At 62.1% G+C, this 20185-nt stretch carries 20 protein-coding genes and 1 pseudogene; 8 read left to right on the plus strand and 13 right to left on the minus strand.

All coding sequences use genetic code 11. The features are described 5' to 3' along the window. Nucleotides 1-9: 9 nt before the first annotated feature. Entirely contained in the window at nucleotides 10-2124 is a 2115-nt protein-coding gene (locus tag ACN9MO_RS26805) for a TonB-dependent siderophore receptor (protein WP_113479723.1), read from the minus strand. Nucleotides 2125-2300: 176 nt separating this feature from the next. On the opposite strand from ACN9MO_RS26805, the gene ACN9MO_RS26810 reads away from it, so the two are divergent. Beyond that, nucleotides 2301-3230, plus strand: a complete 930-nt coding sequence (locus ACN9MO_RS26810) for a LysR family transcriptional regulator (protein ID WP_113479724.1) — start codon at nucleotides 2301-2303, stop codon at nucleotides 3228-3230. A 44-nt stretch (nucleotides 3231-3274) separates the two neighbouring features. Here the strand turns inward: ACN9MO_RS26810 and ACN9MO_RS26815 are convergent, their stop codons facing one another. From ACN9MO_RS26815 to ACN9MO_RS26830, 4 genes are all read right to left on the minus strand, one after another. Continuing rightward, nucleotides 3275-4201, minus strand: coding sequence for a fatty acid desaturase (locus ACN9MO_RS26815; RefSeq protein ID WP_057255267.1), 927 nt, complete (start codon nucleotides 4199-4201; stop codon nucleotides 3275-3277). A gap of 208 nt (nucleotides 4202-4409) precedes the next feature. Continuing rightward, the gene (locus ACN9MO_RS26820) at nucleotides 4410-5216 is read right to left on the minus strand and encodes a phosphate/phosphite/phosphonate ABC transporter substrate-binding protein (RefSeq protein ID WP_057255266.1); all 807 of its coding nucleotides are present in this window, start codon (nucleotides 5214-5216) and stop codon (nucleotides 4410-4412) included. 111 nt (nucleotides 5217-5327) lie between these two features. Continuing rightward, a complete protein-coding gene (locus tag ACN9MO_RS26825; RefSeq protein ID WP_057255265.1) occupies nucleotides 5328-6170 on the minus strand; it encodes a type 1 glutamine amidotransferase domain-containing protein in 843 nt (280 codons plus the stop codon). Nucleotides 6171-6217: 47 nt separating this feature from the next. Then, nucleotides 6218-6913, minus strand: coding sequence for a type 1 glutamine amidotransferase domain-containing protein (locus ACN9MO_RS26830; RefSeq protein ID WP_375293088.1), 696 nt, complete (start codon nucleotides 6911-6913; stop codon nucleotides 6218-6220). 122 nt (nucleotides 6914-7035) lie between these two features. Between ACN9MO_RS26830 and ACN9MO_RS26835 the strand changes: the two genes are divergently transcribed. Further along, entirely contained in the window at nucleotides 7036-7923 is an 888-nt protein-coding gene (locus tag ACN9MO_RS26835) for a LysR family transcriptional regulator (RefSeq protein ID WP_162764869.1), read from the plus strand. Between the two features lie 101 nt (nucleotides 7924-8024). Beyond that, nucleotides 8025-8632: pseudogene (locus ACN9MO_RS26840) on the plus strand (GlxA family transcriptional regulator); the annotation flags it as partial. Nucleotides 8633-8650: 18 nt separating this feature from the next. Here ACN9MO_RS26840 and ACN9MO_RS26845 read toward each other — a convergent pair. The 7 genes from ACN9MO_RS26845 to ACN9MO_RS26875 all read right to left on the minus strand — a co-directional run bounded on the left by ACN9MO_RS26845 (nucleotide 8651) and on the right by ACN9MO_RS26875 (nucleotide 14190). Next, the gene (locus tag ACN9MO_RS26845) at nucleotides 8651-8866 is read right to left on the minus strand and encodes a hypothetical protein (protein ID WP_057255262.1); all 216 of its coding nucleotides are present in this window, start codon (nucleotides 8864-8866) and stop codon (nucleotides 8651-8653) included. A gap of 47 nt (nucleotides 8867-8913) precedes the next feature. Next, nucleotides 8914-9324 (minus strand): SRPBCC family protein, encoded by a 411-nt coding sequence (locus ACN9MO_RS26850; RefSeq protein ID WP_113479726.1) that lies wholly within the window; start codon nucleotides 9322-9324, stop codon nucleotides 8914-8916. Then, a complete protein-coding gene (locus ACN9MO_RS26855) occupies nucleotides 9321-9644 on the minus strand; it encodes an ArsR/SmtB family transcription factor (RefSeq protein ID WP_058322340.1) in 324 nt (107 codons plus the stop codon). Before ACN9MO_RS26855 ends, ACN9MO_RS26850 begins: the two co-directional genes overlap by 4 nt. 294 nt (nucleotides 9645-9938) lie before the next feature. Next, nucleotides 9939-12143: a TonB-dependent siderophore receptor gene (locus tag ACN9MO_RS26860; protein WP_113479727.1), complete on the minus strand. Its 2205-nt coding sequence runs from the start codon at nucleotides 12141-12143 to the stop codon at nucleotides 9939-9941. A gap of 182 nt (nucleotides 12144-12325) precedes the next feature. Continuing rightward, the gene (locus ACN9MO_RS26865; protein WP_112996489.1) at nucleotides 12326-13210 is read right to left on the minus strand and encodes a helix-turn-helix domain-containing protein; all 885 of its coding nucleotides are present in this window, start codon (nucleotides 13208-13210) and stop codon (nucleotides 12326-12328) included. Between the two features lie 106 nt (nucleotides 13211-13316). Further along, complete coding sequence (locus ACN9MO_RS26870) at nucleotides 13317-13739, minus strand: GNAT family N-acetyltransferase (RefSeq protein WP_057255258.1); 423 nt, start codon at nucleotides 13737-13739, stop codon at nucleotides 13317-13319. After that, on the minus strand, nucleotides 13732-14190 hold the full coding sequence (locus tag ACN9MO_RS26875; protein ID WP_057255257.1) for an Rrf2 family transcriptional regulator: 459 nt from the start codon (nucleotides 14188-14190) through the stop codon (nucleotides 13732-13734). Before ACN9MO_RS26875 ends, ACN9MO_RS26870 begins: the two co-directional genes overlap by 8 nt. 197 nt (nucleotides 14191-14387) lie before the next feature. On the opposite strand from ACN9MO_RS26875, the gene ACN9MO_RS26880 reads away from it, so the two are divergent. Then, nucleotides 14388-15359, plus strand: coding sequence for an alpha/beta fold hydrolase (locus tag ACN9MO_RS26880; protein ID WP_112996490.1), 972 nt, complete (start codon nucleotides 14388-14390; stop codon nucleotides 15357-15359). A 51-nt stretch (nucleotides 15360-15410) separates the two neighbouring features. Here the strand turns inward: ACN9MO_RS26880 and ACN9MO_RS26885 are convergent, their stop codons facing one another. Next, on the minus strand, nucleotides 15411-16148 hold the full coding sequence (locus ACN9MO_RS26885) for a glutathione S-transferase family protein (protein WP_057255255.1): 738 nt from the start codon (nucleotides 16146-16148) through the stop codon (nucleotides 15411-15413). 293 nt (nucleotides 16149-16441) lie between these two features. On the opposite strand from ACN9MO_RS26885, the gene ACN9MO_RS26890 reads away from it, so the two are divergent. From ACN9MO_RS26890 to ACN9MO_RS26905, 4 genes are all read left to right on the plus strand, one after another. After that, complete coding sequence (locus ACN9MO_RS26890) at nucleotides 16442-16915, plus strand: VOC family protein (protein WP_057255254.1); 474 nt, start codon at nucleotides 16442-16444, stop codon at nucleotides 16913-16915. Nucleotides 16916-17157: 242 nt separating this feature from the next. Next, complete coding sequence (gene yghU, locus ACN9MO_RS26895; protein WP_112996492.1) at nucleotides 17158-18072, plus strand: glutathione-dependent disulfide-bond oxidoreductase; 915 nt, start codon at nucleotides 17158-17160, stop codon at nucleotides 18070-18072. Between the two features lie 10 nt (nucleotides 18073-18082). Beyond that, nucleotides 18083-18460: a hypothetical protein gene (locus tag ACN9MO_RS26900; RefSeq protein WP_057255252.1), complete on the plus strand. Its 378-nt coding sequence runs from the start codon at nucleotides 18083-18085 to the stop codon at nucleotides 18458-18460. A gap of 349 nt (nucleotides 18461-18809) precedes the next feature. After that, complete coding sequence (locus tag ACN9MO_RS26905; RefSeq protein WP_057255251.1) at nucleotides 18810-20150, plus strand: ABC transporter substrate-binding protein; 1341 nt, start codon at nucleotides 18810-18812, stop codon at nucleotides 20148-20150. The last annotated feature ends 35 nt before the right edge of the window (nucleotides 20151-20185 follow it).

The following is a 20185-nucleotide window of genomic DNA, read 5'->3' on the forward strand; positions in this document are numbered from 1 at the left end:
CTCAATTCGCTACCAGCTATAGGTCAGCTTCCCCATAAACGTGCGTCCGTCGCCGTAGTAGCAGCCGAACGAGCTGCAGCTTGCGACATAGTCCTTGTCGAAGAGATTTTGAACGTTGAGCGACGCCTTGTAACCATTCTTCTTATAGGAGAGCGCGAAATCGGCGAGCACGACCGAATCTAGTTCGAAGGTGTTGGCGCTGTTGCCGTAGCGCTGGCCGACATAACGCACGCCCGCCCCAATGCCGAGACCTTCGAGTGCCGTGTCTTCCTGGAAGGTGTAGTTCGCCCAGAGGCTCGCCATATGCTCCGGCACGTTTTCGACGCGATTGCCGTCGTCGGCGCCCGCTGCGATCCGGGCATCCGTGTAGGTGTAGGCCGCCCGCAAATCGAGCCCTTGTGTTATGCTCGCGACACCTTCGAGTTCCAGGCCGCGGACATTGACCTCGCCGATCTGCGACGAAATGCCGGCGATGGTGCGCAGCACATTCTTCTGCTTGAGGTCGTAGACGGCCGCCGTGAAGAAGCCGTTCCAATCCGTGGGTTCGTATTTCACGCCGAGCTCGACCTGCTCGCCCGAAGTCGGCTCGAAAGGCCTGCCGTCCGGAGCAGCGCCGATCACCGGCTCGAAGGACGTCGAGTAGCTGACATAGGGCGCAATGCCATTGTCGAAGATATAGCTGAGGCCGGCCCTGCCGGTCAGCTCATGATCGTCCTGGTCGAGCGGACGGGAAACGCGCGAGAGCCCATTGAGCGACGTTCCCGAGCTGCTGGTCCAATCCTGCCTGAGGCCCAACGTTGCGCGCCAGCCTCCGAGCGCCAGTTCGTCCTGCACGTAGACGCCAAGCTGCAAAAGCTCGCTATCGACGGTCGTATCGAGCGTCGGCGCGATCAGCCGGATCGGTCCGCCATAGCTTGGCGAGCGCACGTCGAGCGGCGTTGCCTGGAAGAAGCGGGTGCGCACATTGTTGTCGAAGTAGCGATAGTCGAGGCCCACAAGCAGCGTATGGTCGACCTCGCCGGTCGAGAATTCGCCCTGCAGATTGTTGTCGATATTGACGGTGTTGAGCGCCTCGTCCTGGAAGGTCGCGTTTCGGCGGAGTGTCCGGCCGTCAGCGGCAAGACCAAGCGTCGACATGCCAAGCGACTGGTAGTCCCAGTCGAAGTCGGTGTAGCGGAAGTTCTGCCGGAAGATCCAGTTCTCGCTCAGGCGATGCTCGAGTTCGTATCCGAGGTTTGTCAGCGTGCGGCTGGAGCGGTCGAAGGATTCGTCGCCGACATAAAAGTCGCGCGGCAGGCGAAAGTCGGTGGCGTTCAGCGTATATTGCGGCGGCAGGCCCGAGGGCGTGCCGGGATTGTCGTGCTGGACGCTCGCAAGGATCGCCAGCTTGGTGTCCTCGTCCGGCTGCCAGGTCAGCGCCGGCGCAATGAAGTAGCGATCGTTGTCCAGTTCGTCGACCTGGGCAGCGGCGTTCTTGCCAAGACCGGTCAGCCGGTATGCAAAATCCGACTCCTCGCGAAGCGTACCGCCGAAATCGAAGAAGCCACCAAAGGTCTCGTAGCTTCCGCCCTGCACGCCGACTTCGCCGAAATTCTCGAAGACCGGCCGTTTGCTGATCATGTTGATGATGCCGCCCGGATTGCCCTGGCCATACATGACCGAAGCGGGTCCGCGAAGGACGTCGATGTTTTCAAGCCCGTAGATTTCAACGGCCGGTGCGCCGGCGGTGCGCATCATCCTGAGCCCGTTCAGGAACTGGACCTGGCGACCGTCGAAGCCGCGGATGATCGGCGCGTCGAAGCGGGGGTCGGCGCCGAAGGGCTGTCCGAAAACGCCGGGCGTGTAATTCAGCGCCTGCCCCACGGTCTGGGCACCCTGCGCCTCGATCTGGTCATGGGTGATGACGGACACCGACTGCTGCGTCTCGAGCAGGGGCGCGCCGGACTTCGAAGCGGTGCGGCTCGACTTCGCCACATAGCCCTCAACCGGGCCGCCGGCCTCCCTGTCGCCTTTCGCGACGATCGCCTCAAGCTTGGTCTCGGCTTGCTGCTGCGCCAGTGCGCTCTGTCCGGCGGACCCCACGAAGGCGACGGACGTTAACAGCAGCCAATGAATGCGTGACATGGGATAACGAAAGCCTCTGCGCGCGCGGCCTCTGCGCGCTCAATCTGGAGTAATTTTGTCATCTTTCTATAGTCAAATTTTCCGGCTTTCCAATAACTCGGCACAGGATTTTTCAGAACTATCGATTATGATATGCGCGCACAGCATCGTTTTCAGTTATTGCATTGCGAGGCCCCATGTCGGCTCCAAAATCGCCACGCGCCGCGACCTTCGAACTTCGCCATCTGCGCTATTTCATCGCTCTCGTGGAGGAAAAGAATTTCGAGCGCGCCGCCGCCCGGCTCGGCATTGCCCAGCCCGGCCTCAGCCAGCAGATCCTCAATCTGGAAAGCCTGGTCGGCATCCCGCTGCTGAACCGCGCGAAACGTTCCGTGCAGCTGACACTGTCGGGGCAATTGCTGTTTGATGAGGCCCGAAAGATCGTCGCCCAGGCCGACCTCGCGCTGTCCGAACTGCAGCGGGTCGGCCGCGGCCAGACGGGCAGAATATCGATCGGCTATGTCGCCTCGGCCGCCTATTCGGGCGTGCTGACGGAATCGCTGACTGCCTTCCGACAAGAATTTCCCGACATCGAGCTTCAGCTTGTCGAGATCGAAATGCGCCAGCAACTCACGATGATCTCGGAAGGCGAACTCGACTTCGGCTACATCCGCCCGCCAGCGCCGATCCCGGCCGGCCTGACGACGACCACCGTGTTGCGCGAGCCGCTGGTGGTGGCGCTGCCGGAGGCGCATCCGCTCGCCGCCCAGCATGCGATCGATCTCGCAGCGCTCTCGGACCAGACCTTCATAACGCCGCGCCAACCCGCCGATGTCGGCTTCCACTCCAATACGCTCGTCGCCTGCAAGGACGCCGGGCTGGCGCCAAAGGTCAGTGCAACAGGCCGAGATTTTACCACCATCATGAGCATGGTCGCGGTGGGGCTCGGCATCGCGCTCGTGCCGCAGTCGCTGCAATGCCTGCAGCTGCCCGGCGTGCGCTATGTTTCACTGGCGCGAAACCGCGTCACGTCGGACCTCGCGGTCGCCTCTCGCAAGGTCGAAGGCTCGGCGGCCGTGCGCGCCTTCGTCGCCCACCACCGGGCGCGCCACACGCGAGGCGCCTAGGGCTTCGCGCAGGCCTTCGCGGATGGCGGCGCGCGTCCGTAACATCAGAGATGCTGCGGATGGCGCGGATCATCATGCGGCTTCAGAAGGAAGCGACGGGCCACATCGCGATAACCGCGATAGACGAGGCCGCCGTTGATCGCCAGCAGCGCACGTCTGTGCCGGCGATAAAGTGCCGGGATCTGGTACCAGGGAATACCCGGCCGCTGGTGATGCAGCACATGCAGGTTGTTGTAGAGAAACAAGAGACCGAAAAGCGGCGTGTCTTCGACGATCGCCGTCCGTTCCTCGTGATGGCCGGCATAACGATGTTCCGCATAGGAGCGAAGCCGCGTCAGTGCGGCACCGACATAGACGAAGCCGAAAAGGTAGAGCCAGAGCGGCATGCCGCAGACCGCGACGACCCAGGCGAGCACGATGGCGACGCCTGCCCCGTGCGAGAGCCAGGTCCTTGCCCGCTCCCTGTCACCCCGCACGATCAGCACCAGTTCCTGTGCGAGGAAGCTCAGGATCATGACCAGCGGCCCGAGCGTCAGCCGACCGAGCAAAGTCGTGTTCCACTCTGCAAGCTTCCGCCCCACCTTGCCCATGCCTTCCCAGGCGGCCCGGGTGAAATAGGAGGACTCCGGATCCTCGATCGGATCCGTCAGATGTTCGTCGCGATGGTGGACGAGGTGGCCTTCCAGATAGATCGCATAGGGCAGCCAGAGAGACAGCGGCGGCCATCCGATCGCATCGTTGATACGCTGATTGCGCGTCGGGTGCCCGTGAATGACCTCATGCTGCAGCGAGCCGTGCCAGGCAATCAGCCAGCCGCCAAGACCGATCACGAGGACAATCGGAAGCGACTGCCAGAACCAGGTCAGAGCGAGAAAGCCACCATAAATGGCCACGACCAGCGCTATGGTCTGCCATTCGACGCGGGCGATGGCAGTTAGGTTCGATTGTGGGGGCAGTGCATCAGTCGACATGCGGTGTCCGGCCGGAAAAGCGATAGATTTCAATCGCCAATATAAAAAGCCGGCCAATGGGAACGCGCCGCATGGCTTTGCGGCGAAGCGGCGCAAACGGGAATACTGCTTGCGCCAAACGCCGCAGCGGTAAAATATTTATTCTATGTAATTTATATTCTATTTCGGTCGTTGTGTTCGCGACAGGTCGCCATGTGCCGATGAACCGTCAGGCGATCGTCGGGTATCCTTGACCGGCAGCATCGCGATCAAGCGCCGCCAGGGCCTCGTAATCACTGTCTCCGAGCAGGCTGATACCGCGCAGCGATAGCGTATCGCAGATCTCAGCAAGCGCCGGATCTGCGATGGTTTCCGCAAGCACGCGGCGCAGCAGCACGAGATCCTTTGCCGGCGTCGATGCCGCGGTGATGAAAGGCAGACCCGGACCCTTTTTTGTCTCCGCCAGAATGCGCACGCCTGCGACGCGATCGGGGTCGAAGCGCAAGGTGTTGCCGAAGGTCACGCAGTCGATCGCCGCGATGTCGGCGACCCCGCTCGAAACCGCGTCGATGCTCGCCACATGGCCGCCGGTCTGAAGCACCGACGAGAAGAACCGTCCGTCGATCGCATGGGGCGCCACAGAGGCGCGGAACAGGTTGTAGCCGGAATTGCTGCCGGGATCGTTGATCGCCGCGCGTGCCCCCCGCAGATCTTCGATCGAGCGCGCGGCGGACTTGGCGCTGACGATGATGAAGCTGCATTTGAGCGGACCGTCGCAGCCCGGCAGTCCGTAGACCGGCGTCGCCACCAGTTGCACCTGACCGCGCAGACGCTGGACATAGGGATAGCCGCAGGTCTGGCCGAACAGGAGGTCGGGACGAAGCCAGGCCTCGTCATAGCGCATATCCTCTTGCAGAGCCGTGGGCGCATCGACCCCCACGGCACGAAGGCGGTCCGCCAGCGCCTCCCAGAACTGCCGCGTCGCATCCTTCAGCGGCGCCGGACTGACATACATGGCAAGACTTGCGATGGGCATGAGCGACCTCGGAGCAACCTCGTGAAGGCGATCAAAAACCTATGCATTGCATAGACTTAATTCGCAAACGAAATCTAAGCGAGCCCCGAGGGCCACCGCGACAATAAGAGTCTATTGGACGCGCTTCAGGATCTCTGCCGCGACCTCCGTGGCGCTCGCCGGGTTCTGGCCGGTGATCAGTTCGCGATCGACGATCATGTTCGGCTGGAAGGGCGTATCACCGTTGGCGATTGCGCCGCCAGCCAAGGTTAGCGCATCCTGCGGATAGAACTTCATCTCGCCGCCCTTCAGCAGCGGCTTGGCCATTTCTTCCTCGCCATTGCTGAAGACCGTCATCCGATAGCCGGCATAGATCCAGCCGGCATCGGCGGCAGCCTGACGGCCCGCTGCCAGTTCGCCGGTAAACGCAACCGACTCGGACAGTGTCGACAGAAGCGCGATCGGCCCGTGGCACATCAGGGCGGTCGTCTTGCCGCTCGCGTGAAAATGCCGAAGCAACTCGCCGAGGTCCGCGTCGACAAGCAAATCCTGCATCGGCGCATGCCCGCCCGGAACATAGACGGCATCGAAATGGTCGTAGCCGATCTGTTCCACCCGCGACAGACTGACAACCGGTGTCTCCGCCGGCGAGGTGATCTTGAGCTTGCCGAGCAGCGCTTCGCTTTCCCGCATCGCCGTTTCATCGCCGCCGAAATACATCCTGTCGATCGACGTACGGTCGACGCTGGGCGCCATGCCTTTCGGCGTCGCGAAGGTTAACTCGTGGCCGGCGTCCAGGAACGCCTTCACCGGCTGCATCAATTCGTTGAGGTAGAAGCCGGTCTCGAAAACCTTGCCATCCTTGAGGTCCAGGCTGTTTTCATCCGAAAGCACGACCAGGATATTGCCGGCATGCGCGTGCGTGGCGCCGAGGACGATTGCCATCGTCGCCGTCAGGGTCATCAGCATTTTCATTTTTATATCTCCAAATGGAAGTCTCACGACCTCCTGCAACTGGGTTTTCAGGCGACAAGAACGTCACGAAGGGCCTCGCCGACGCCTGTGGCGGACTGCGGATTCTGGCCGGTGATCAATCGGCCATCGACGACCACCTTCGACGTCCAGTCCGGCGCCGGGTGATGCCGCGCGCCGCGCTCTACGAGCGTGCTGGCGAGCAGGAAGGGCACGGTCTTGTCGAGACCGACGGCGCGTTCTTCTGAATCGGTGAAGGCGCTGACATTACGACCGGACACCAGGTAGCTGCCGCCGGAAAGCTTGACGTTTACGAGCGCCGCCGGGCCATGGCACACCGCCGCGACAGCACCGCCGGCCTCGAAGATCGAACGGGTCACCCGGTCGACCGCGCCGCTTTGCGGCAGGTCCCACATGGCGCCGTGGCCGCCGGCGAAAAAGATCGCAGCGTAGCGCGAGGGGTCGACCTCATCGAGCTTGGCGGTCGTGCGGATCGCGGCGCGAAACGCCTCGTCGTTCCAATAGCGCTGGTTGATCGTGTCTTCGAGATCGAGACCGTCGATCGGCGGTTCACCCCCTTTGATCGACGCGAATTCGACGGAGATCCCAGCCGCTTCGAGCACGGCCAGCGGGTGCGTGACCTCACCGAGATAGAAGCCGGTCGGCTGGCCGCCGTCGCCCTTGGTGCCGTGGCTGGTGAGAACGAAAAGCACGGGTTTTCCGGCTAACGGGGCTGTCTCCGTCATCATCACTTCCCTTTTTGGAATGGGCCCGACGTCGCGGGCGTTGCTGATGGCGTCTATTTATTAGCTTCGATATCGGCGATAAATTCGCCTTTAGGGAAATGATTTGGTCTAGAAAGGCAAAAATGCGCCGCTTCGATCACCTCGCCGATGTCGAGGCTTTCATCACGGTCATGGACAGGGGTTCGATGACGGCTGGCGCCGTGGCGCTTGGTACGACGCCTTCGGTGCTAAGCCGGGCGATCACCCGGCTGGAAACGAAGCTCGGGACCCAACTGATGCGGCGAACGACGCGGCGCATCAGCCTTACGGAAGCGGGACGCACCTATCTGGAACAGGTCCGCTCGGCGTTCGAGACGATCGATCAGGCGGAGCGGGCCGTTCAAGGCACAGGCATTCTGGCCGGTCGGGTCCGCCTCAGCGTTTCCACCACCTACGGTCATTTCCGCCTGCCGGAAAAGCTGACACGCTTCGCGCTGAAGCACCCGTCGGTCATCGTCGAACTGTCAGTGGCCAACCGCAACGTCGATCTGGTCGCGGAAGGCTACGACCTGGTCATACGACTCGGCCAACTTCCCGATAGCGGCATGATCGGGCGAAAACTCGAGGACGCACCGCTAAGGTTGGTGGCATCTCCCGCCTATGTGGCGCGGCACGGGCTGCCACGCTCGATCGACGATCTTACGGCACATACGTGCCTGCTGTTCATCATGCCGAGAACCGGCCGTCCCGGTCCGTGGTTGTTCCGGGTCGATGGGCATGACATCGACTGGGTGCCGCAGGGTCCTGTCCATGTCGAGGATGATGTGCTCGGCACCGTATCCCTGGCAGAGGCGGGCCTTGGCATATGTCAGACCTATGACTTCGTCGTGCGCGATCGCCTGGCGCAGGGAAGCCTGGTCGAACTCCTGCCGAATTTTGGCGGCCGATCGCGGCCCTTCTCCCTCATCTACCCGCCGCATCGTCATCTCTCTTCCGCAACACGAGCGTTGATTGACTGTCTTTTGGAATAGGCTGACAGGCGCGGGGCTGCCTCAGGACATGTGGCATCCCCGCGCACAGGACGCCTCAGCCGTGCCAGTGCGAGCAGCGGATCACGCAGCAGAAATTGCCGCGGCGCGTGACTACGCACTGGGCCGTCGCCGAAGATCTCGCGCGGCGCTTTCCTGAGGTCACCGTCGACGAGGACGCGATCCATGTCAGCGACGGGCCGGCGCGCACGGCGGCCGGCGTGACGGCGGGGCTCGACCTGGCGCTGGCACTGGTCGAGGAGGACCTCGGGCATGAGATCGCCAAACGCGTGGCGAGCCAGCTGGTGATGTTCTTCAAAAGGCCCGGCGGGCAGATGCAGTTCAGCCGCAAGGGCGAGGCCATGCCAGCGGGCCGGTCCGCGCTTCAGGAATTGCAGCGCTGGATCGCGGCCAATCCGCGCACGATCACAGCGTTGCAAGCCTCGCCAGCCGGATGGATCTCAGCCCGCGCCATTTCTCCCGGCTCTTCCGCAGCGAGGTCGGCATCACGCCGGCAACCTGGGTCGAGGAGGCGCGGGTCAACGCTGCCCGCCGCCTTCTCGAGCAGGGACACGAAGCCCCCAAGCAGGTCGCGGCTCAATGCGGCTTTTCCGATGCCGATACGCTGCGCCGTGCCTTCATGCGCCATGTCGGCGTGACGCCGGCAGAGTACCGAAAGCGCTTCGCCAGCCCGGCTCTTCCGGCCGGATAAACTGGCAGGCTGCCGCCCCTACTCGGCCGCCTGAATCCTCTCTCGCGGCTTGCTCAGATAGGGCAGCGCGAAGAGATAGAGGCCGGTCGGCACAAGCACGGCAAGCGGCGGCAGTGGCATGAGATAGACCCATTCGGGAAGCGTCGTCAGAGCCATGCCGGCAAAGATCGCCGCAACGGCCAGCGAGAAAAGCACCGACGTCCAGCGATGGATTGTTCGGATGAGAGCGGTCATTTCTGGCACCTCGTTGTTTGAGAAAGGGTCCTGAAGCCGGGAGATGGTCAGTCGAACTTTGCGACAACTTCGGCCAGCTGGTCGATGAAGCGTCGCCACCCGACGGTTGCGCCCTGGTAGTAAGACTTCTGATCCGCCTTGAAGCCGCGCTGTTCCATACGCAAGTTGGTGCCGCCGTTGGTGGGAACGAGTGTCCAGGTGACGACGCTGGTGAGATCTTTTGTGTCCCAGCGATAGGCGAGCGAGCGGTCCTTCTCAATCGTTTCGACTTCGCAATCGACCTGTCCCCAGTCGGCCGAAAGCGTGAAGCGACGGCCCACTTCGGGCACGAAATCGTTCCGCATCAGCCATTCGGCAATCAGATGGGGCTGGGTCAGCGCGCGCCAGATCTTTTCCGGCGCATGAGAAAATTCGCGTTCGACCACGACAGAGCGTGTTGTTTCGGTTGTTTCGTTCATTGGTCCATTCTCTTTAGTAAATCATCGAGATCATCGAAACGCTCCTGCCAGAAGCTGGCCATCTCGGTCGTCCAATCGACCAGGGTGGCAAGAGCTTCGCGCTTGGCGCTGTAATAGGTGTAACGGCCTTCATGCCGATCGTGCACGAGCCCTGCCGCCTTCAGGATCTTCAGATGTTTGGACACGACCGGCTGCGAAACCCCGGCATCGGCCAGCAATCCGACGACCGTCGTATCTCCTTGGCGGCAGAGGTGTTCGAAGAGCCCGCGACGTGTGGGATCTGCAAGTGCCCGAAATACCGCATCTTGTAACTGCGACATGTCTCATACCCGATTGGCTATGGGATGACGTATAGCCAATTGGCTATGTGTTTGTCAAACGCTCTGCGGAAACCCGTTTGCCAGGTCGGTTCGTCCGCGGAATTGGAACAGGTAGGCGAGAGACCAGCGACTTCGAGGAGACGTCGATCGCCTCACCGATCGCGCGGAAATGCCCGCCCGCGACATAGCAGCCGGGCGGCTCGCCAGACAGTGGTTGTGGCGCAGAACCGACGCTCAACCTCTACGCGAAGTGGCGCAGGGCCGGTACACTCCGGCCCCGCCCATGGGCTCAGTCTACCATGTCTTGCTGAGCTTGAGCGTGACGGTTCGGGCGTCGCCGTAACCGCAGACGAGCACGCCGCTGCAACCGCTCACATATTCCTTGTCGAAAAGGTTGGTGACGTTGAGAGCGGCACCCCATCCGTCCTTTTCATAGCGCAGCCCGGCATCGAACACCGTCGAGGAAGGCACCTTCGCCGTGTTCTCCTTGTCCGCCCAGCTTTCGCCGCGGTAGCGAACACCGGCACCGAGGCTGACGCCCTCGAGCGCGCCCTGCTGCACGGTGTAATCGACCCACAACGCGGCCTGCGCATCGGGAGCGAGATAGGGCGACTTGCCGACCAGCGCGCGGTTCGCGTCCTCGGTCACCTCGATATCCATGAAGTCGAGGCCGGCGATCACCTTCCAGCTTTCGTTGAGATTGACCTTGCCTTCGAGCTCGATGCCGCGGGAACGCACCTCGCCCGTCTGGGTGGAAATGCTCGTCAACGGGTCGGTCACGAAAGCATTGCGTTTGGTCAGCTGGTAGATGGACGCCGTCAACACGCCATCAAAGAAGTATGGCTCGTACTTGACGCCGGCCTCGAACTGCTCGCCCTCCTCGGGTTTGGTGTTGCCGGTTGCCGTTACCGCCACGATCGGATTGAAGAAGGTGGCAACGCTGACATAGGGGGTCAGCCCATTGTCGAATTCATAGGCAAGTCCGGCGCGGCCGCTGACGGCGCCCTCGCTGTAATCAAAGCTCGAGTTCTGCGTCGGAGCCCAGAAGGTGGGGCCATTGTCAGTTTTGGTGTCGACATAGTCGTAACGGCCATTGAGCGTGACGAGCCAACCGTCGCCGAATCGAATCTGGTCCTGCGCGTAGACGCCGAGCTGCTGCTGGGTGATCACCTGGTTGATATAGATGGCGTTGGCCGGCTGCGGTGCGCCGTAGACCGGATCCGTGGCGCTGATCGGCGTTGCCGCCGACGATGCCTGGACGTGATCCAGGCGGAAGAGCTTGTAGTCGAGTCCGACCAGCAGCGTATGATCGAGCGCGCCGGTCTCGAATTCGCCCTCAAGACGATTGTCGACGCCGAACGTATCGACCTTGGAGGTCGCCTCAAAGCCCAGGCGATAGAGCAGATTGTCAGGTGTGGCCGGCGTCGGCGAAACCGGGAACGGCAGGCTCGGATCGTAATAGCCGTAGGTATACGGGCCGTTCTCATGCTTGTAGAGGTGACCGTAGCGCAGGTTCTGGCTGAACTGCCAACCGCTATCGAACTCGTGCTTGATCTCGTAGCCGAGCATCTGCTGCACATAGGTGCCGGTATCGATAGCCGGTTCGCCGAAGAAGGCCTTGCGATCGATCTTGCCGAACGGCGCATCGACGACCGTCCCGACATAGGGCAGGAAGCCGCCACCGGTATGGACCTGATCAAGGCCCTGCAGCAGGCCGTAGACCGTCAGGCTGGTCGCATCGTCGGGCTGATAGGTGATCTGCGGCAGGATGAACCCGCGCATGTCTTCCGAGTGGTCGGTGTAGTTGTTGCCGCCGGAGACCTTGCCGGTGACGCGGTAGTTGATCGCATCGTCCAACGGGCGGTTCACGTCGATGCCAAGGAAGGCATTGCCATTGTTGTTGATGCCGGTCTCCACATAGGTGGAGCTCCCATCACTTGGCCGCTTGCTGATGAGGCTGACTATGCCGCCCGGATTGGCGCCGCCATAGAGCACAGACGCCGGCCCTTTCAGCACCTCGACGCGCTCCAGCATGAACGGATCGATCTGAAAACCCCCGAAACCGTAGGAGAAAAGATTGAGGCCATCGAGGAAGACGCCGGTCTGCGTGGCATCGAAGCCGCGGATGTAGAACCAGTCGGTATCCGGATCGACGCCGAAGGGCTCGGCCATCACGCCGGGCGTATAGCGAAGCGCCTCGTCGATCTTGTTGACGACGCCGCGATCGTCCAGCTCGTCGCGGCCGATGACCGATACGGATTGGGGAATTTCGTTGATCGGGGTGGCAGACTTCGAGCCGGTGGTCGTCGCTTTGGCGACATAGCCCTCGACCGGACCGGTTGCGTCGTCTGCGGTCGCTCCAGCCTGGACCTCGATCTTTTCCAGCCGAGTCGCCGGCGCGTCCTGCGCGATCGCGGCACCCGCTGCCAGAATTGCAATGCCGGCTACCCCATCTGCCAGCCATTCGGCGAAACCTGCCGCCCTGCCACTCACCATCATCTCTTCATCGCCCCGAGCCGCCCATCGCGCCAATCCCCGGAGCGATATGCGGCGTTAGAAAGTAATCCCTATAAGATGAGTGTTTATATCAACTATTATGCCGACGCTTGGAGCGATCCGCGACAATTGAACGATCCTGGGCAATTTGCGGCGAACAATCGCCCGTGCGCGCGGCGATTTGCTCAGGCCAATCGGCTCCGCTTCCATTGCGCCGGCGTTGTGCCGACAACCTTGCGGAAGACCCGGGTGAAATGCGCCTGGTCCGAAAACCCGGTCTCGACGGCAATCGCCGTCAGCGACGCGTCATTCTTGAGCAGGAGTTGCTTGGCCCGTTCGACGCGCGTTTTCGTCTGCCACTGATGCGGCGGCATGCCGGTCGAGGCCTTGAAGGCATGGCTGAAATGCGATTGCGACAACCCGGCAAGCGTTGCCAATTCCTCAAGCCGGATGTTGCGGCCGAAGTTCTCCTCGATGTAATCGGCCACGCGGCGCATCTGCCAGGCAGCAAGCGGACTGCGCTTGCGCGGATCGGCACGGTTGAGCCTCATCAGGTCGATGAACAGCGCGACCGTGAGGCCGTCCCCGTAGAGATCATGCAATGGCTGCGGATTGAGGCACTCCGCAGCGATGAGCCGTGCGAGTTGCAGGAAACGCTCATCATGAAACATCAGCCGGGGCGCGTTGCAACGGCTGGCGTCGAGGTCTTCCATCAGCCGTCGGCTGAGGACATCGAGATTGAAGTGCAGATCGAGATGGCGGATGTATTGCACATCGACGACATCGGCCCAGATTTCCATGCCCGCCGGGATGTAGGAAAGACCTTGTTCGCGATAGTTCTGCACCGTCCCGGGGCCGCCGGGCGAAAGCTTGACGTTGCAGCGGCTCCCGCCTTGGGCATCGAGCACGATGAACATGCGCGGATCATCCGACACATAGTGACCGCCCGCCCGCGCCTCGCATTCGACATCCCAGACGTCGGCGATGATCCCGTTCCAATCCCGGCGGCGCAAACCGCCGAGGACCTTGAAGCCGGAGATCTTGTTCTGCATCCGTGGCTGGAACGTCATCAATTGCCCAATGCTCGGGGAATCAGAGGCCGCGCCTCGATCTAATTCCTTCCTTCTTTACTCATCTTTAATTCGCAACGGAAGCCCCGATCGGGGCTCGCATTCGCTAGTCCTGGCGAAGGCGGATCAGGCCGGCATCCGTGGGAACGAACCCGCAGACTTCAAGGTAAAAGTCGCGAAGATGCGCATCAAAGTCGACATGCAGCCACTCGCAACCCGACAGCCTTGCATTTGCCACCGCCTCTTCGACGAGCCGGCGCGCGTAACCCTTTCGCCGCCAGGGCGCTGAGACCATGGTGTCGAGCAGAAAAGCGTGCACACCGCCATCCCAGGCGACATTGACGAAACCGGCAAGCTTGCCCGAGAGACGCAAGCAAACCCAGCCGAGGCTGAAGGTGTTCACCTGTTTCCACCAATCGTCACCGGCAAGCGCGTGTTCGAAACACTCGGCATGCAGCGCATTCAACTCGGCATTCGCGAAGTCGCCGCGCCATACGAAACGCGGATGGTCAGCGCTGTTGTCAGCCATCATTTCTTCCGTCTTGGTGCCGTGTCAGCTGCCTGTCCGCCGACAGGGCATGCTCCGCGATGATCGATAGCCTGAGCTTTGCGAACTCGTCCAGCAGAGTGCTCTCCGCCTTGTCGAAGGCCTGCACCAGGGCGGCGTTCGCCGCCCGCTCCACCGGACAGGTTGGATGATCTTCCGAAACGCCGGCGGACAAAACCTCGCCTTCGTCGAGCGCTTTCTGGATGTCCAGGACCGTCAAGTCGTCCAGAGACCGCAGCAGCACCCATCCGCCACCGCGCCCTCCCTCTGAACCCACCACGCCCTTGCGCTTCAACGCCGCCATCGTGCGGCGCACGACCACGGGATTGGTGTTCAGCATCTTTGAGATGGTTTCCGAGGTCTCGCGCCCGCCCAAAAGCCCCATATGGATGAGCACGTGGATCATGCGCGCCAGCCGGCTGTCTCGTTTCATATGCCACCCCTAAAGCGTAACTTTTATTGTTACGCATACTTGACCTCACCCAATTCTGTAACTTAGATAATTACGGAATCAAGGGCCCAGGGATGCGAAGACGAACGATGTTGGCCGGTCTGTTGGCGGCCGCATGGCCGTGTAGCGCCGCGCCGAGCGCCATCTGCGGTACGACATCAAGAGCGGAAGGACCGAAAATGCCTGCTCGCACCATCGAGACGAGAACGATCCGGATGAATGTCGTCGAACAGGGAGAAGGGCCACTTGTCCTCTTCTGCCACGGCTTTCCGGAAACGGCCCACGCCTGGCGTCATCAAATCGCGGCGCTGGCCAAGGCCGGATTTCGTGCGGTGGCGCCGGACATGCGCGGATATGGGCATACGGAATGCCCCTCGGCGATCGACGAATACACCCTGTTTCACCTTGTCGGGGATATGGTCGCGCTCTTGGACGCCCTCGGCGCAGAGACCGCCCTCATCGTCGGCAACGACTGGGGCGCGACGGTCGCGTGGCAGGCGGCGCAGATGCGCCCCGACCACTTCCGCGGCGTGGTCGCGATCAGCGTTCCGATGATGGCCCAGCCACCCGTGCCGCCAACCCGCATCTTCCCGCAGACCGATGAGGCACAACTCTACACACTCTACTTCCAGGAACCCGGCATCGCCGAGGAAAAACTGGAGCGGGACATTCGACAGGCGCTGCGGAAAATCCTCTTCGCGGCTTCGGGAGAGGCCGGCCCGCGGCAAGCCGGAGACCAGACGCCAAATCCGTTCGGAATGGTCTCGCGGCGCGACGGGCTGCTCGCAGCCCTTCCCGATCCGCAGCAAATGCCGGACTGGCTGACCGCTGCCGACCTCGACGCCTATGCGGCGGCTTTCGCTCGCTCCGGTTTTCGCGGTGGCCTGAACTACTACCGCAACCTGGATCGCAACTGGCAACTGCAAGCGGCGCTCGCCGGCGTCATGGTCGATGTACCGGCCCTGTTCATGATCGGCGAGCGGGACACCGGGCTCAGCATACCGGGGATGCTCGATATCATCGATGCAATGCCCGGCCTCGTCCCCCAACTCAAGGGCAAGATCGTCGTGCCCGGCAGCGGACATTGGCTCCCGCAGGAGCGTCCGGACCTCGTGAGCGACGCGATCATCGATTTCGCGCGGCGCCTCTGACAGCGTGGCAGGTCGCGCGCCGCGACCATCGGCGCGCAACACTCCGGCGGCTCAGACCGCAATCGCGCCCGTCAAACGCAATACGTCCTCAAGCGGAACGAGACCTTTCATCGAACCGTTGCCGGCGGCAGGTTCGCCGTCTTCGATCGCCAATGCGAAGCGGAATGCGGGATCAGCCTCGATGCGTTTGCGCAGCGCATGGATGCGCGGGTAGTTCCGTTCATAGTCCTCGGGCTCGATCGCCTCGTGAAAATCCACCCAGCGGGCGACGCCGACGAAAACCGCATCGGCCAGTGTCGGCCGGCCGCCCAGCAGGTAATCGCTGTCCCCCATCATCGCCTCGAGCTGCGCATGGCGCTTAGCGACAAACTCACGGCCGAAGACGCGGAGCGTTTGGCGATATTCTTCCGTAGCCTCTTCCGCCTCCAGCGCCACCCACATCGGGAAGAAGGCACCGGTGAAGCCGGTGTTGAGGAAAGCGATGAACTGATGCATCCGGTCGGCTTCGTAGGTTCCGGGCGCGAAGCTGATGCGGCGCTCATGGTCCCGCCCCTCGAGCCACAGCGCGATCGCCATCGTTTCCGTATGGACACGCCCTTCGTCGGTGACCAACACGGGCGTTTCGACCCGGCCGTTCAGCCGCTGATAGGCCTCGGTGCGCATTTCACCGAGCATGTCGACGCGGGTGAGGCGGTAGGGTTGGCCGAGCCATTCAAACGCGGTGACCAGTCCGGCGGAACTGCCGAGCGGAAAGCCCGCGGTGAAGATCGGTTCAGCGATAGTGTGCATGTCGGTTTCTCCATGGTTGATGCCATGGATATATTCGCGTGGACGCTACCTCTGTAGGCTGCCGAAAATAGACTTATCGTTCACATATGTAGACGATTGATCTTGCGACGAACGGAAATCAGATCGTACGCGATCGAACCGACGCGTAGAAGCCGCAAGCGGTGGCGTCGTCATCATCTGCGCTCAGCAAAGCGCACTAGCACTTTCGGGCTGGAGATAACCGGGCTGCTACCTATTTCGTATGAGACCCCATGGAGAGGGCCGCAAGCCTTCAACGCGAAAGGAACAAGGCTATGGCAAAGAACACGATCTGCCTCTGGTATGACAAGGACGCCGAAGCCGCTGCGCGGTTCTACGCCGAGGTCTTCCCGGACAGCCGTCTGACCGCAGTGCACCGGGCGCCCGGCGACTATCCGTCCGGCAAGGAGGGCGATGTGTTGACGGTCGAGTTCACCGTTGCGGGCGTCGCCTGTCTCGGCCTCAACGGGGGGCCGATGTTCAAGCACAACGAGGCCTTCTCGTTCCAGATCGCCACCGACGATCAGGAAGAGACCGACCGCTACTGGAACGCCATCGTCAACAATGGCGGCGAGGAAAGCGCGTGCGGCTGGTGCAAGGACAAATGGGGGATCTCCTGGCAGATCACGCCCGGGGTCCTGATGGAAGCGCTGGCGGCCGGCGGCGGCGAGGCGAAGCGCGCATTCGAGGCCATGATGGACATGCGCAAAATCGACGTGGCCGCGATCGAGGCGGCACGGCGCGGTTGATGCTGCACCGCGGCGGGCGATCTGCCGCTGGTGTTCCCGCTGGCCAAAGCGGACATGCGCATGTCGAAAAAGTCGCACGTCTCCGAAACTTGCTTGCTAGCGCGCGGGCACGAAGAGAAACCGTTTTTCTGGCAGGTACCGAAAGGACGGTATAGAACTGCGCGAAGCAGCTGGCCGACATCGCATGTTTTGTGACGTTGCTTGCCCGTTGGATATGCCTTTAGACGACAAGGACAGATTTCATGACCGAAAAATCCCCCGCTGACAATTTCCCTGCCGGCTACCAAGTTCCCAAGGTCTGGACCTGGGACAAAGGCAACGGCGGCGCGTTTGCCAGCATCAACCGCCCGATCGCCGGACCGACACACGACAAGGACCTGCCGGTCGGCAAGCACCCGCTGCAGCTTTATTCGCTCGCGACTCCGAATGGCGTGAAAGTCACGATCATGCTCGAAGAGCTTCTGGCGGCGGGCCATTCGGGCGCCGAATATGACGCCTGGCCGATCCGGATCGGCGATGGCGACCAGTTCGGTTCCGGCTTCGTCGACGTCAACCCCAACTCCAAGATCCCGGCGCTGACGGACCATCAGCCGAAGGGCGGCGGCGAGCCGGTCCGCGTCTTCGAGTCGGCCTCCATCCTCACCTATCTCGCTGAGAAATTCGGCGCCTTCCTGCCGAGCGAGCTTCGCGCCCGCACCGAGACCTTGAACTGGCTGTTCTGGCAGATGGGCTCGGCACCGTTCCTGGGCGGCGGCTTCGGTCATTTCTACGCCTATGCGCCGATGCAGATCAAATACGCCATCGACCGCTACGCCATGGAAGTGAAGCGCCAGCTCGATGTGCTCGACCGCCATCTTGCCAACCACCGGTTCCTCGCCGGCTCCGAATACACCATCGCCGACATGGCGACCTGGCCCTGGTATGGCAACCTGGCACTTGGCCAGGCCTATGGCGACGCTGGCACCTTCCTCGAGGTTCAGAGCTACGAGCACGTCCAGCGCTGGACGGCCGAAATTGCCGCTCGCCCGGCGGTCAAGCGCGGCCGCATGGTCAACCGGCTGAGCGGCGATCCGGCCGAGCAATTGCATGAGCGTCACGACGCCTCCGACTTCGACACGAAGACTGAGGACAAGATCGTCGAGAAGCAGACCGCGTAAGGAGAACAGAATGGCCAAGCTGGCTGATATGACGAAACATCGGGGTTTTCCCTACGCCATGCCGGGCACGGGCATCCAGTTCGTCATCCGTCGGGCCAATCCCAAGGGGGCAACGCCGATCAAGGCGCTGCCTCGCCATGCCCGGCCGGGATCTGGGGCGCACCGCATCGATGCGGCCTTCCTCCACGCCCTCTGGCATCATTTCGGTGCGGAACCTTTCGAGCGCGGCAATCTCGATGCCGCCCGGCTGAACCTCCTGTTCGGACGCGAGGTGCTGCCGGTCGACAAGGATTTCGATCCCGTGTCCTATGAAGCGTTGCTCATCATCAACGAGAAGGTTGCCCGCCAGAGCTTCCCGGAATCGTTCGAGGACGTCTTCGAGGTATGACCGCAGCGATTGGGCCCTGAGCGTCTGAGCGCCGGGACCCAATCGGCTTCCTCTGCCGTCTCTACGGTCTGGCGCGGCTCGTTCCCGCAACAGCGCCGACGGGAGCGTCTTCCGCCTCCAACGGCATTGATGCGGCGATCGGGTCGCCTGAGAAATTCCTACCCCGACCGGCGGCTCGCCGCAGGAAAATCGTTCTCATATAATCCATAAAATATATGTATTATCTGTATATCAGAATCCTCTTCTCCCCCATGATGCTGAAGCAAAGTCGCACGGCGCAGACCGCCGGCCAACGGATTGGCGTACGCCATCGCCGACCGCCAGAACTCAGATCTCGACGGAGGATTCCATGTCCATTTCCATTTTCGGCCAGGCCTATCGCCGCCGCAGCGTGCTGAAATCGCTTGCCGCCGCGGGCACCCTGCCCTTCATCGCCCCACTTGCCTCGTCGACGGCCCTTGCTTCCGGCAACAAGTACGCCGGGCGCACGATCAATCTGCTGATCATCCAGCCGCATGTCGTCACCGGCAAGAAGATTGCCGAGGACTTCGAGAAGCTGACCGGCGCCAAGGTCAACGTCACGGCGGTGCCTTATGACCAGGTCAGCGTCAAGGCGACGCTGGACGTGCAATCGGGCGCCAACCAGTTCGACGTCATCGACTATTTCTACACCTACAAGGGTCAGCTTGCCGAGGACGGCGTGATCGAGGACGTGACCGACCTTATCGAGCGCGACAAGGTCGAGATCCAGCCGGAAGATTTCATCCAGACCATCTACGACCAGTACACGCTGCACGACGGCCGCCGCTATGGCCTGCCCTATGACGGCGACAGCCACCTGTTGTTCTACAACCGCGAACTCTTCGACCGTTACGGCCTGAAGGCGCCCTCCACCTGGGACGAATACAACGAGAACGCCAAGGTGATCACCGAGGCCGAATCGAAGAACGGCATCTATGGCGCGGCCGTCCTGGGCGCCAAGATCCCGGTCATCATCCTCTCGACCTATGCCAACCGCCTGACCGGCTTCGGCGGCAACTTCCTGAAGCCGGACGGCACCTCCGCGCTTGACAGCACCGAGGCCGTCGAGGCCTTGAAGTCGCTGCTCGCCTCCGCACCCCACGCGCTGCCGACCCCGCTCGAAACGCGCTTTGAGGAAGGCCTGCCCGCCTTTCTCAACGGCAAGGCGGCGCAGATCGATTTCTGGACCGATCTTGGCGGCTACGCCCAGGATCCCAAGGGCTCGAAGATCGTCGACAAATGGGGCGTGGCCCGTATTCCGACCGGCGGCAGCAACAAGACGCCGCGCCTCGCCTTCAACGCCGGCTTCGGCTTTGCGATCACCAGCGGATCCAAGAACAAGAATGTCGCCTGGGACCTGATCAAGCTCGCCACCAGTAAGGACTATCACGAGCAGCTGCTGGCGCTGACCGGATCCGGCATCGACCCGGACCGCCAGTCGGGCCTGAAGTCGGAGAAGTTTAGGGCGTTCCAGCCGCTCGTGCAGCCGCTGCTCGACGACGGCGCCTTGGAAAACAGCCTTGCCTGGCCGACCGCCGTCTATGCGCCGAAGCTCGAAAACGCGCTGACCGACGAGCTGGCGCTGGCGCTGGCCGGCACCAAGAGCGCAGAACAGGCGATCGCCGATGCCCACCAAGCTTGGACCGAGATCATCGAGACCAACGGCTGATTGCTCCCTGGGGGCGCTCGCTTCCTCCCGGCAGC

Source organism: Ensifer sp. R-19 (assembly GCF_049905105.1).
Classification (GTDB): domain Bacteria; phylum Pseudomonadota; class Alphaproteobacteria; order Rhizobiales; family Rhizobiaceae; genus Ensifer.

Coding starts and splice junctions, on each gene's coding strand:
- ACN9MO_RS26805 (WP_113479723.1), bottom strand. CDS start 2,124: ATGTCACGCATTCATTGGCTGCTGTTAACGTCCGTCGCCTTCGTGGGG.
- ACN9MO_RS26810 (WP_113479724.1), top strand. CDS start 2,301: ATGTCGGCTCCAAAATCGCCACGCGCCGCGACCTTCGAACTTCGCCAT.
- ACN9MO_RS26815 (WP_057255267.1), bottom strand. CDS start 4,201: ATGTCGACTGATGCACTGCCCCCACAATCGAACCTAACTGCCATCGCC.
- ACN9MO_RS26820 (WP_057255266.1), bottom strand. CDS start 5,216: ATGCCCATCGCAAGTCTTGCCATGTATGTCAGTCCGGCGCCGCTGAAG.
- ACN9MO_RS26825 (WP_057255265.1), bottom strand. CDS start 6,170: ATGAAAATGCTGATGACCCTGACGGCGACGATGGCAATCGTCCTCGGC.
- ACN9MO_RS26830 (WP_375293088.1), bottom strand. CDS start 6,913: ATGACGGAGACAGCCCCGTTAGCCGGAAAACCCGTGCTTTTCGTTCTC.
- ACN9MO_RS26835 (WP_162764869.1), top strand. CDS start 7,036: ATGCGCCGCTTCGATCACCTCGCCGATGTCGAGGCTTTCATCACGGTC.
- ACN9MO_RS26845 (WP_057255262.1), bottom strand. CDS start 8,866: ATGACCGCTCTCATCCGAACAATCCATCGCTGGACGTCGGTGCTTTTC.
- ACN9MO_RS26850 (WP_113479726.1), bottom strand. CDS start 9,324: ATGAACGAAACAACCGAAACAACACGCTCTGTCGTGGTCGAACGCGAA.
- ACN9MO_RS26855 (WP_058322340.1), bottom strand. CDS start 9,644: ATGTCGCAGTTACAAGATGCGGTATTTCGGGCACTTGCAGATCCCACA.
- ACN9MO_RS26860 (WP_113479727.1), bottom strand. CDS start 12,143: ATGATGGTGAGTGGCAGGGCGGCAGGTTTCGCCGAATGGCTGGCAGAT.
- ACN9MO_RS26865 (WP_112996489.1), bottom strand. CDS start 13,210: ATGACGTTCCAGCCACGGATGCAGAACAAGATCTCCGGCTTCAAGGTC.
- ACN9MO_RS26870 (WP_057255258.1), bottom strand. CDS start 13,739: ATGGCTGACAACAGCGCTGACCATCCGCGTTTCGTATGGCGCGGCGAC.
- ACN9MO_RS26875 (WP_057255257.1), bottom strand. CDS start 14,190: ATGAAACGAGACAGCCGGCTGGCGCGCATGATCCACGTGCTCATCCAT.
- ACN9MO_RS26880 (WP_112996490.1), top strand. CDS start 14,388: ATGCCTGCTCGCACCATCGAGACGAGAACGATCCGGATGAATGTCGTC.
- ACN9MO_RS26885 (WP_057255255.1), bottom strand. CDS start 16,148: ATGCACACTATCGCTGAACCGATCTTCACCGCGGGCTTTCCGCTCGGC.
- ACN9MO_RS26890 (WP_057255254.1), top strand. CDS start 16,442: ATGGCAAAGAACACGATCTGCCTCTGGTATGACAAGGACGCCGAAGCC.
- yghU (WP_112996492.1), top strand. CDS start 17,158: ATGACCGAAAAATCCCCCGCTGACAATTTCCCTGCCGGCTACCAAGTT.
- ACN9MO_RS26900 (WP_057255252.1), top strand. CDS start 18,083: ATGGCCAAGCTGGCTGATATGACGAAACATCGGGGTTTTCCCTACGCC.
- ACN9MO_RS26905 (WP_057255251.1), top strand. CDS start 18,810: ATGTCCATTTCCATTTTCGGCCAGGCCTATCGCCGCCGCAGCGTGCTG.